This is a genomic window from Pseudoalteromonas sp. S3178 (assembly GCF_005886985.1).
GTDB classification, from domain to species: Bacteria; Pseudomonadota; Gammaproteobacteria; order Enterobacterales; family Alteromonadaceae; genus Pseudoalteromonas; species Pseudoalteromonas carrageenovora.
On sequence record NZ_PNCW01000038.1, the window covers coordinates 80,627 to 92,710 of the forward strand.

The 12,084-nt window shown below is 41.3% G+C and carries 9 protein-coding genes; 3 read left to right on the plus strand and 6 right to left on the minus strand.

The window, feature by feature from the left end; genetic code table 11:
- The first annotated feature begins 128 nt into the window (after positions 1 to 128).
- Complete coding sequence (locus CWC11_RS12070) at positions 129 to 1,025, plus strand: GGDEF domain-containing protein (RefSeq protein WP_138682893.1); 897 nt, start codon at positions 129 to 131, stop codon at positions 1,023 to 1,025.
- A gap of 73 nt (positions 1,026 to 1,098) precedes the next feature.
- Here the strand turns inward: CWC11_RS12070 and CWC11_RS12075 are convergent, their stop codons facing one another.
- The 6 genes from CWC11_RS12075 to lpxB form a co-directional block, all read right to left on the minus strand.
- Positions 1,099 to 1,440: a hypothetical protein gene (locus tag CWC11_RS12075; protein ID WP_138682894.1), complete on the minus strand. Its 342-nt coding sequence runs from the start codon at positions 1,438 to 1,440 to the stop codon at positions 1,099 to 1,101.
- Positions 1,441 to 2,745, minus strand: a complete 1,305-nt coding sequence (tilS, locus tag CWC11_RS12080) for a tRNA lysidine(34) synthetase TilS (RefSeq protein WP_138682895.1) — start codon at positions 2,743 to 2,745, stop codon at positions 1,441 to 1,443. It abuts the gene before it with no gap.
- Between the two features lie 92 nt (positions 2,746 to 2,837).
- A complete protein-coding gene (gene accA / locus CWC11_RS12085) occupies positions 2,838 to 3,794 on the minus strand; it encodes an acetyl-CoA carboxylase carboxyl transferase subunit alpha (protein WP_058548362.1) in 957 nt (318 codons plus the stop codon).
- Between the two features lie 16 nt (positions 3,795 to 3,810).
- Positions 3,811 to 7,302: a DNA polymerase III subunit alpha gene (gene dnaE, locus CWC11_RS12090; protein ID WP_138682896.1), complete on the minus strand. Its 3,492-nt coding sequence runs from the start codon at positions 7,300 to 7,302 to the stop codon at positions 3,811 to 3,813.
- A gap of 3 nt (positions 7,303 to 7,305) precedes the next feature.
- Positions 7,306 to 7,908: a ribonuclease HII gene (gene rnhB / locus CWC11_RS12095; RefSeq protein ID WP_138682897.1), complete on the minus strand. Its 603-nt coding sequence runs from the start codon at positions 7,906 to 7,908 to the stop codon at positions 7,306 to 7,308.
- On the minus strand, positions 7,898 to 9,055 hold the full coding sequence (gene lpxB, locus CWC11_RS12100) for a lipid-A-disaccharide synthase (protein ID WP_138682898.1): 1,158 nt from the start codon (positions 9,053 to 9,055) through the stop codon (positions 7,898 to 7,900). Before lpxB ends, rnhB begins: the two co-directional genes overlap by 11 nt.
- A gap of 300 nt (positions 9,056 to 9,355) precedes the next feature.
- On the opposite strand from lpxB, the gene CWC11_RS12105 reads away from it, so the two are divergent.
- The gene (locus tag CWC11_RS12105; RefSeq protein WP_138682899.1) at positions 9,356 to 10,939 is read left to right on the plus strand and encodes a cytochrome ubiquinol oxidase subunit I; all 1,584 of its coding nucleotides are present in this window, start codon (positions 9,356 to 9,358) and stop codon (positions 10,937 to 10,939) included.
- Entirely contained in the window at positions 10,936 to 12,075 is a 1,140-nt protein-coding gene (gene cydB / locus CWC11_RS12110) for a cytochrome d ubiquinol oxidase subunit II (RefSeq protein WP_138682900.1), read from the plus strand. Before CWC11_RS12105 ends, cydB begins: the two co-directional genes overlap by 4 nt.
- Positions 12,076 to 12,084 lie beyond the last annotated feature (9 nt).

Genomic DNA, 12,084 nt, shown 5'->3' on the forward strand with positions numbered 1-12,084 from the left:
CAGCCTCGCGCTTAAATTAAGAGGAGCTTATAAGTAAATATAGCAACCATATGTTTATCAAGCAATTTTAAAATATGGCACAAAAATCGCTTAGTTATTGCAAAGCAACACCCTCGGGGGAGATTTTAATGGAAAACGTCCATATTTTGACACAACGTGTATCTGGTCGCGGCGACTTTTTGCCGTTTTCGGCCGAACATACACAAATAAACGAGTCTGCGGCAACGCATGATCTTGTTACAGAGCTACAAACAAGCCTAGTTATTGAAGATGTTTTAGCTATTTATGCAAAATTTGCTAAAAAGTTACTTAATTTTTCTGGATTGCAGTTTCAATCAACACTTGGTACTGCGCAAACCTCAGACAGCAACACCAATACTACGCCTTATATATTTGATTTATCTATTGGTAAAGACCACTTAGGCCAGCTAATTTACTTTAGCCAATTTAAGCTAAATGCAGCGATTGAAAGCAAGCTACGTACTTTGCACTCGGCACTTGTTTACCCATTGCGTAACGCAATGATGTATAGCCGCGTATTAAAACTTGCTACAAAAGATGCATTAACGGGTTTAAATAACCGCAGTCAATTTAATGACTTTTTGCTTCAAAAGCTTGAAAACTGCCGTCGTTACCAACGCCCATTTAGCCTAATGCTACTTGATTTAGATAACTTTAAGCAGGTTAACGATAACTTTGGTCACAAAGTGGGTGACGATACGCTAAAAGAATTCGCAAAAGTATTATGTAGCAGCATAAGAGGCACTGATTCGGTGTTTAGATTTGGTGGTGATGAGTTTGCATTACTTATTGAAGACCCTGAATTTACGACCAATAAAGTAATTGCTGAGCGTATTATGCGCCTAGTAAGAAAGTCGCCTTTAATGTCTCAATACAAAGTAACAACCAGTATTGGCTTTTCTTTGGCAAGCAGCCAAGATTGCGAAAACGAAATATTTGCTAGAGCCGATAAAGGTTTATACAAAGCAAAAGCATCTGGACGTAACTGCGCAAAAGCATATTAGTATTTACTTAACTGCATTGAATAAAAAAGCCTAGCTTCCCCCGCTAGGCTTTTTTATTGCTAAAATTCCAATCTTAAAACTTTGCTCTCACCAATTTATAAATAAACAACGCAGCACAAAAGCCAAAAAAGAAGCCGCTCACTAAATTAAGTAATGCGGTAATACTCGCAAGCGGAGTAAATAGCACTAAAACCAGTGGTAAGCTTACGCCTAAAATAAAGAACAACCCACCTCTACCTAACCAATACGCAAGCAATAAAGCCGCGGATATCACACCACCGGCAACAGCATAACCTAAAGTAATTATGTTTAGCTCTAGCAATACATTAGCTATAACAGCAATTAAAGCTGTTATTAACATGCCCATTGGCGCTTTGTTAACTAACGACAACCCTACGTGCGGCTGTTCACTCATTTATTTACACTCCCAAATAATACCGTTTTCATCTTTATGTTTTTCACTTACAAAATAACCAACTACTTGCACTAACTCATCGTTATAAAATATTAAAGGCACACTTTGTCGAATCCAAGGCGCTACTTTTGCATCTTTAAACCAATGTTTTAGCGTGTTACTACCTGGTTTTTTTAAAGGCTTTATACGAGCACTATTACAATTAAATTGTACGCTTACTTGCTCATTATCAAATGGCTCACGTACACCTTTACCACTTTGTTTTAATAATAAACGGCCATCACTAAGTGTTAGTTCATCTGCAATTAAAAGCTCACTGCTTAATGGTTTACGCGGCATTACAAAGTACAAATATCCTTGGTGACGACGTATTTGCCCATCAGTTAAATCAATCTGCATTTGCGAATCGGTTTGAGCATTAATAGCTTGGTTTATTATTTGCGACAACTGTTTTTGAGAGGGCATAATTTGAGTAAATAACTCAAGCCAAGCACGAACAACATTTGCTATTCGCACCTCGCTATAGTGAATTATTTGGCTAATACACAATGCTTGCTGGTCATTTAAACTTTGGCTTAAATCAATTTGAGTGTATTCATCAAGAAGCGCTTGCTGCTTTTGCAATAAGCTTATACTTCGCCCTGCACAGTGCTCAAAACCATTAAAGCGCTCTGCAAGTATGGGCACTACACTTGCGCGTAAAAAATTACGATCAAAGCGTTCATCCGTATTTGAGTCATCAGTAATGTGGTTAATATTAAACTCAGCGGCAAAGGCTTCAATATTACTACGCGTTACATTTATAAGCGGCCTAAAACATATACGCCCACTGCTAAGAGTGCGAGTTTGTTGCATAGCGCCTAAGCCTTTTAGGCCCGAGCCACGTTTTAAGCGCAGTAAAAACGTTTCTATTTGATCGTTTAAATGCTGACCTAATAAAATAATACTTTCAGATGTGCTTAGCTCATCAAGTGCTTTATAACGCGCATCACGTGCTTGCGCTTCAAGGCTTGTTCGTGTTTTTTGCTCTATGTGCACCGCAGCTGCATTAAAAGGCACATTGAGATCAGCACACAATGTTTGGCAAAATTGTTGCCAGTCTAGAGCGTGTTGACTTAAACCATGATTAACATAAATAGCACTTACGTTTAGCGTTGGCATTTCTTGCTTTAGCAAGTGCATCACATGAAGCAATACAACAGAATCAACCCCACCCGAAAGCGCTACAGTAAAGTTATACTGTTGTTGCTTAAAAAAATGCGCAAGTGCGTGTTTAACTTGTTGATAAATGGCTGATGATTGCATGTAATACGCTATAAAATTTGTGTTGCTAGTATTTTAAAACAAAAAAGCCGCATAAGCGGCTTTTTTTAACATTTAATGTAATAGCTACTTTATTAGCAGTAACCAAACGACATTAAACGTTTGTAACGTTGATCAAGCATGTCTTCAAGCGAAAGCGCTTGTAAGTCTGCTAAATCACGTTTTAAACGCGTTTTTAAGTTACGCGCCATTGCATCGTAATTACGATGTGCGCCACCTAAAGGCTCATCAACTAAGTTGCTGATCAAATCAAGCTCTTTAACACGCTCTGCCGTTACACCCATAGCTTCTGCTGCTAGTGGTGCTTTGTCTGCGCTTTTCCATAAAATAGATGCACAGCCCTCAGGCGAAATTACCGAGTAAGTGCTGTATTGCAACATGTTAACTCTGTCGCCAACACCAATAGCTAATGCACCACCTGAACCGCCTTCACCAATAACCGTACAAATAGTGGGTACTTTAAGCGCCGCCATTACTTTTAGGTTACGAGCAATTGCTTCAGACTGACCACGCTCTTCAGCGCCAACTCCAGGGTAAGCACCTGGCGTGTCGATAAAGGTCATAATTGGCATTTTAAAACGCTCAGCCATTTCCATTAAGCGTAACGCTTTACGGTAACCTTCTGGCTTTGGCATACCAAAGTTGCGTTTAATTTTTTCAGCTGTATCGCGACCTTTTTGTTGGCCAATAACCATTACTGGTTCGCCATCTAAACGAGCAACACCGCCTAAAATAGCCGGATCGTTAGCAAAAGTACGATCGCCTGCAAACTCGTCAAATTCCGTGAAAATGCGCTCGATATAATCTCGAGTGTAAGGACGCAACGGATGACGCGCTAACTGCGATACTTGCCAAGCGCCTAAATTTGAGAATATTTCCTCTTTTTGCTTAGCACTTTTTTCTTTTAATTTGCTGACTTCCTCTTCTAACTCAAGGTCTAATTCGCCAGCGCGGCTTATACTTTGTAATTCTTCAATTTTTGCTTCTAATTCTGCAATCGGAAGCTCAAAATCAAGATAATTGAGGCTCATGCTCTAAACTACCTAATCAGTTAAATTCTAGTTCTACATCTTGTGCCGCCATGAGTGATAACTTATGAATTAAGTCGTCGCTCGGCGTAACACACCATTCGATCCCTAGGGTTAATTGCGCCAACGCATCGGGGCGTTGGTAATAAACCTTGATCGGACACGTTCCCATTTTATAAGGTTCGAGTACTTTTTGTAATTTATCGAAGAAACCTGCCTCGATTTGCACCATGTTCAGCGTCATTTTAATCGCTTTAATACGTTTTTCACGCGCTTGAGCAATGGTGTTTATTTCTCTGGCGGTCATTGTAATGCCACCGGAGAAGTTATCAAAGCTGACCTGTCCAGATATTACCAAGATATTGTTAACTTGAAGCATTTCTTGGTACATTTCGAACTGTTCTGGAAACAAGCGTACATCAATACGGGCGCTCTTGTCATCTAAAGTTATTAACCCCCAACGATTTCCTTTTTTATTAATTAAGGTTCTCGCTGAAATAACTAAACCAGCCGCTGTAGAGAGTACATCACGATTAGTTGGCTGTAAATCCACCAGCTTACCGCTGGTATAATACCTAAGTTCTTTTCGGTACTGATTTATCGGATGCCCTGTTAAATAAAGGCCTAGCGTATCCTTTTCACCTTCAAGCCATTGGTTATCTGTAAGGCCCGTGGCTTTTATAAAGGCTTGTTCTACTTCATCAGGCTCGGTGGCTAATAAACCAAATAAATCGCTTTGCCCAAGCTGCTCTGCCTTGTTGTGCTGATCGGCTGCGCGCATGGCATCTTTTAAACTTGCCAGTAAAGTGGCACGCCCTGCTTGGGTTTTTTCTGGGCCGAGCTGATCAAGCGCACCGGCATAAATTAATTTTTCGGTAACACGTTTATTTAAGCGTTTTAAATCTACACGGGCACAAAAATCAAATAAGTCTTTAAACGGGCCGCCTTTTGCACGTGCTTCTAAAATGGCATCTACCGGCGCTTCACCTACGCCTTTAATTGCGCCTATACCGTAAACAATTTCGCCTTGCAGGTTTACCGTAAATTTAAACTCACCAGCGTTTACATCTGGCGGTAATAAGGTAAGTTTCATGTTTTCACATTCATCTACCAAAATTACTATTTTGTCGGTGTTATCCATATCAGCCGACATTACCGCAGCCATAAACTCAGCTGGGTGGTGCGTTTTCATCCACAGCGTTTGATACGATACTAATGCGTATGCCGCTGAGTGAGATTTATTAAAACCATAACCTGCGAACTTTTCTACCAAGTCGAAGATTTTAATGGCTAGCTCGCCGTCAATGCCGTTATTTCGGGCGCCATCTTCAAACGTTGAACGCTGTTTTGCCATCTCTTCGGGTTTTTTCTTACCCATTGCACGGCGTAACATATCGGCGCCACCAAGCGTATAGCCTGCGAGTACCTGCGCTATTTGCATTACTTGTTCTTGATACAAAATAATGCCGTAAGTAGGATCGAGTATTGGTTTTAAGCTTTCGTGCTGATACTGCGCATCCGGGTATGATATTTCTTCTCGGCCGAGTTTTCGGTCGATAAAGTTATCTACCATGCCTGATTGCAGTGGACCTGGACGGAACAAGGCCACGAGTGCAATCATATCTTCAAAACAATCGGGCTTAAGGCGGCGTACTAAGTCTTTCATGCCGCGCGACTCTAGCTGAAACACTGCCGTTGTTTCGGCGCGCAGTAATAGCTCTATACTTTTTTTATCATCCAGTGGGATGGTATTTATATCAACTGGGTCCTTACCTTCGCGCTGCATTCGCACGTTGGTCATATCCACAGCCCACTGCAAAATGGTCAAAGTACGTAAACCCAAGAAATCGAACTTAACAAGGCCTGCGGTTTCTACGTCGTTTTTATCAAACTGGGTAACCGGAAATTTACCTTCGTCATCGCAATAAAGTGCAGCAAAGTCGGTAATAGTGGTTGGCGATATTACTACGCCACCCGCATGTTTACCGGCGTTACGTGTACACCCTTCGAGGATACGACACATGTCGATTAAATCTTTTACCTCAGAGTCGCCATCGTATGCTTCTTGCAAGCGCGGCTCAACTTCAAACGCTTTGGCAAGGGTCATACCCGGATCGCCCGGGATCATCTTCGAAATGCGATCAACAAAACCATAAGGATGACCAAGTACACGCCCAACATCGCGTATTACCGCTTTTGCCGCCATGGTACCAAAGGTAATAATTTGCGATACCGCATCACGACCATACAATGCCGATACGTGATCAATTACTTCATCACGCCTGTCCATACAAAAATCGACGTCGAAATCGGGCATTGATACACGTTCAGGGTTTAAGAATCGCTCAAAGAGTAAATCAAATTCAAGCGGGTCGAGATCGGTAATTTTAAGTGCGTATGCTACTAATGAACCCGCACCAGAACCACGCCCGGGCCCTACCGGTATATTGTTATCTTTACTCCACTGAATAAACTCCATTACGATTAAGAAGTAACCCGGAAAACCCATTTGGTTAATTACGCCAAGCTCTATCGCTAAACGTTCGTCGTATTCAACGCGTTTTACTTTTCTATCTTCTTCATCTGGGAATAAAAACTGGAGTCGCTCTTCAAGGCCGTCTTCTGAAACTTTAACTAAAAAGTCTTCAATTTTTAATGAACCGGTAGGGTAATCTGGTAAAAAGTAAGTCCCTAATTGCACCGTTACATTACAGCGCTTGGCTATTTCTACGGTATTTTGTAGCGCCTCTGGAATATCGCTAAAAAGCTCAGCCATTTGCTCAGGCGTTTTTAGGTATTGTTCTTGTGAAAATCGTTTAGGGCGGCGTTTATCATCAAGGGTGTAGCCATCAAAAATGGCCACTCGGATTTCGTGCGCTTCAAAGTTCTCAGGCTTTAAAAATACCACTTCGTTAGTGGCTACAACCGGTAACTGCTCTTTAGCGGCAAGTTCTACCGCCATATGCAGGTAGTCTTCTTCGAGCGGGCGATTAGTTCGTACCAGTTCTAAATAGTAATGATCGCTAAAGTGCTGCTTGTAAAAGCTAACAACAGATTCAATAACGCCCGGGTTGCCTTTTAAAAGCGCTTTACCTAAATCGCCATCTTTAGCGCCTGAGAGAATAATTAACCCTTCTTTGTGATTTACTAGCCATTCACGGTCAATTACAGGGCGATGAAATACATGCCCGCGCTGGTAAGCTTCAGATATCAATAAGGTTATATTTTTATAACCATCGTTGTCTTTAGCTAAAATAGTTATACGGCATGGCTCGTCTGGAAATTCAGGGCTGCGCAGCCAAAAATCAGCGCCTACAATCGGCTTTATACCCGCATTGTGCGTGGCGCCATAAAACCGCACTAAACCACAAAAGTTCATTTGGTCGGTAATAGCAAGCGCAGGCATTTCAAGCTCTTGCGCTTTGGCGACTATTGGCTTGGTTTTGGCCAGGCCATCTACCATCGAAAAGTCTGAGTGAACCCGTAAATGTACAAACTCTGGTGCAGCCATGGTTTACGCCTCACCCTTAGCTTGCATTAATACGCGCTGCACAGGTTTAAAGCTCTTACGGTGCTCATCTATTGCGCCATATTGCTCAAGTGCTGCAAAATGCGCTTTCGTTGGGTAACCTTTATGCCCTGCAAACCCATATTGTGGGTAGCGTGTATCGAGTTCAATCATTTCATCATCACGCGCTACTTTAGCTAAAATAGACGCCGCTGATATTTCGGCCACTAGGCTATCGCCCTTAACAACCGCTTGCGCGGGCATAGTTAACTTAGGTAAACGATTACCATCTATAAATACAAATTCAGGCTGTGTACTTAGCCCCTCAACCGCGCGACTCATAGCAAGCATGGTGGCGTGTAAAATATTTAACTCGTCAATTTCAGTTGGGCTACAACGGCCATATGCGTAGCACAGTGCTTTTTCTTTTATCTCTAAAGCAAGTGCTTGGCGCTTTTTGTCTGTTAGCTTTTTAGAGTCAGCTAAACCCGCAATGGGTTTAGTAGGGTCGAGTATTACCGCAGCGGTAACAACATCACCTACAAGCGGGCCGCGCCCTACTTCATCTACACCGGCAATTAAGGTTACGTTAGGTCGTTCAATTTGCATTTATTAACTCCGCCACAGCATTAGCTGCTTGTTTGCTGGCATTTAATCTAATTTTTTCGTGAATAGCTAAAAAGCGTGCTTTTAATTCTTTGTTATCGGTATTTAGCATAGGCGTAAGTGCACCTGTTAAATTGGCTACGTTACATTCGCTTTGTAAAAATTCAGGCACGAGTTCTTCATCGGCCAATAAGTTAGGCAGTGAAAAATACTTAATATTAAAGGTAAATAAAGTTTTAAAAATCCAATAACTCATCGGCTTTATTTTATAACCCACTACCATTGGCTTTTTATAGAGCATGCCTTCAAGTGTCGCGGTGCCCGATGCAAGTAATATAGCGTCTGCCGCTTGCATCGCTAATTTTGATTGCCCATCTAGCAAACTAATATTAAGGCTAGGTGCTGTGGCATTTAAAATATCAGTAAACTGGGCTTTGCGCTTTTCGTTTACCAGTGGCACCACAATTTTAAGGTTTGGGTTTTGCGCTTGTAACTGCGCAGCTGTTTTTATATAGGTTTCGCTTAATAAGCCTACTTCAGAGCCTCGGCTACCTGGTAGTAACGCAAGTACTTTGTCATCAAGGCTTAAACCTAGTTCTGCACGTGCTTGGCTGTCGTCGTGCTCAAGGGCTATATCGTCAGCTAATGTGTGCCCTACAAATGTACAAGGTACTTGGTGCTTATCGTAGAATTCTTTTTCAAACGGTAATAATGCAAGCACTAAGTTAGTAGCAGCACTTATTGTATGAATGCGTTTTTCACGCCATGCCCACACAGATGGGCTTACGTATTGAATAGTTTTAATGCCTGCATCTTTTAATGGTTTTTCAACGCGTAGGTTAAAATCGGGGGCATCTATTCCAATAAATACATCGGGTGGGTTATCAACAAAATGCTGTACGAGCTGTTTGCGTATTTTAAGTAATCGAGGCAGGCGTCCTAATACTTCAACAAGCCCCATTACCGATAGCTCATCCATATCGTAAAGTGTTTTACAGCCCTGCGCCTGCATTTTTGGCCCAGCAATCCCTTCAAAAATAGCATCAGGGAAATGTACTTTAAGCGCTTTAATTAAGCCTTCACCTAAAATATCGCCCGACAGTTCACCTGCCACAATACCAATACGTAGTTGTTTTTTCTCTTTATTCATTTGATTTTATTTCACAAGTAAACCAGGCGTTCATAAGGGTTAGTTTACCGTGTTTTAGTGTTTGGTTAAACGCTTTAAATTAACCACTTTTTATAGCTTAAATTACACCTAAACATTGTTTGTTTTTAATACTGATGTAGCATGTGTAATATATATTAACTTTTCCTAATATATATATTGACAAAAATTGTACAAGCGTAAATAATATTACAAACTTTCAGTAATTACTGAAAGTTCATTAAATCTAACTTTGCCAATTTTGTATTGCCTTGTTAACCCGTCACCCTCAAGGAGCTAAAAATGATAGATGAAACCTTTGTAGATCTATCGCGATTACAGTTTGCTGTTACCGCACTCTTCCATTTCTTATTCGTACCTTTAACCATAGGTATGACCTGGATCTTAGTTATTATGGAATCGGTTTATGTTATGACTGGCCGCGAAATATACCGCGATATGACTAAATTTTGGGGTAAGTTGTTTGGTATTAACTTTGCAATTGGTGTGGCAACGGGCCTAACCATGGAGTTTGAGTTTGGTACTAACTGGTCTTATTACTCACATTATGTGGGTGATGTTTTTGGTGCGCCGCTCGCTATTGAAGGCTTAATGGCATTCTTTTTAGAATCAACCTTTGTGGGTATGTTCTTTTTAGGCTGGGACAGGTTAACTAAACGCCAACACTTAGGCGCAACATTTTTAATGGCGCTGGGTACAAATATGTCGGCGCTTTGGATTTTGATTGCTAATGGTTGGATGCAAAATCCGGTAGGGGCAGAATTTAACTATCAAACTATGCGTATGGAAATGACTAGCTTTGCAGAGCTTGTATTTAACCCGGTAGCACAAGTTAAGTTTATTCATACTGTATCGGCAGGTTATGTAGCAGCCTCTATGTTTGTATTGGGTATTAGTAGCTGGTACATATTAAAAGGCCGTGATTTAGCCTTTGCTAAGCGCTCGTTCTCGGTGGCATCGGGCTTTGGTTTGGCTTCAATACTGTGTGTAATTTTATTAGGTGACGAGTCAGGCTACGAGGTAGGCGAAGTTCAAAAAGTAAAACTAGCAACAATAGAAGCTGAGTGGCATACAGAAGAGGCCCCGGCTGCATTTACAGCTATTGGTTTTCCTGATTCGGACGAACAAGTAACCCACGCGGCGGTAAAAATTCCTTACGCACTGGGTTTAATTGCGACGCGCTCTTTAGATGAGCAAGTAATTGGTATTTCTGATTTAGAGAAAAAACACGAAGTGCGTATTCGTAACGGCATGATTGCATACGAGTACCTTGAAAAACTAAGAAGCGGCGACGATACCCCACAAAACATTGCTAAATTTGACACCTTAAAAGCCGATTTAGGCTATGGCTTATTACTTAAGCGCTACACACCTAATGTGGTAGATGCGACAGAAGAGCACATTCAAAAAGCCGTTAAAGACTCCTTCCCTAAAGTAGGCCCTATGTTTTGGTCGTTTAGGATAATGGTTGCCTGTGGCGTAGCTATGCTTGGTGTATTTATATTAGCGTTTTACTACAATGCACACCGTATTATTGAGCTAAAACGTTGGTTACTGTGGGCTGCGGTATTGAGTATTCCACTCCCTTGGATTGCCATTGAATTTGGTTGGATAGTTGCTGAATATGGTCGCCAGCCTTGGGCAATATCTGAAATTTTACCAACCTTTTTAGCGACCTCGTCACTAACGGTAAACGATATTTTAATTAGCTTAACTGGATTCATTATTTTTTACACTGGCTTGGCTATTGTTGAAGGTTGGTTGATGGTTCGCTTTATTAAACAAGGGCCAAGCTCATTACATACTGGTAAATACCACTTTGAGTTACCAAACAAAGCAGATAAAGATGCAGGAGAGCAATTATGATTTTTGATTATGAAACATTAAAAATGCTGTGGTGGTTGCTCATTGGTGTGTTGCTTATTGGCTTTGCTATTACCGATGGTATGGATATGGGCGTGGCTATGCTGCTACGCCTAGTAGGTAAAACAGACTCAGAACGTCGCACAGTAATTAATACCATTGGCGCACACTGGGATGGTAACCAAGTGTGGTTTATTACCGCTGGCGGTGCTTTATTTGCAGCGTGGCCTATGGTGTATGCAGCCGCATTTTCGGGTTTTTATTTTGCTATGATGCTGGTGCTATTTGCATTATTTTTTAGACCTCTTGGTTTTGATTACCGCTCTAAAATAGATTCTAAACGCTGGCGCAACAACTGGGATTGGGGTCTGTTTGCAGGCAGTGCAATTCCGGCTTTAGTATTTGGTGTGGCGTTTGGTAACTTATTTTTAGGCGTGCCGTTTAATATTGATAACTTACTGCGTGTAAGTTATCAAGGCTCGTTTTTTGGTTTATTAAACCCATTTGCATTGCTGGCAGGTTTAATTAGTGTGGCTATGTTAATTGCTCATGCTGGTATGTGGTTACAACTTCGTACCGCTGATGCAGTAGCTGAACGTTCAGGGCAGTATGGCCGCTATGCACTGATGGTATTTATTGTGCTTTTTGCTGGAGCTGGTGTTTGGGTGGCTAATATCAATGGCTATCAAATTATCTCTATGCCAGACACGCAAAGCCATGCCGACCCTTTAGCTAAAGTGGTAACTACAGCAAAAGGTGCTTGGCTTAATAACTACAGTGAACGACCATGGACAATGACCTTCCCTATTTTAGGGTTTGTAATGGCACTGAGCGCATTGTTTTTCTCAAAAATTAATAAGCCTGCACTTGGCCTTATTTCTACAAGTGTCATGTTAATAGGCATTATTATGACGGCGGGCGTATCTCTATTCCCATTCATTATGCCTTCAATTAATAATCCTGATATTAGCTTAACTATTTGGGATGCCGTATCTAGTCATAAAACGCTAAATATTATGTTTGTTGCCGTAGTTATTTTTATACCGCTAATACTGGCCTACACCACGTGGTGTTACGTAAAAATGTGGCGCAGAGTAACGGTAGATGAAATTGAAAACAACACTCACGGTAGCTACTAAGGAGACTAA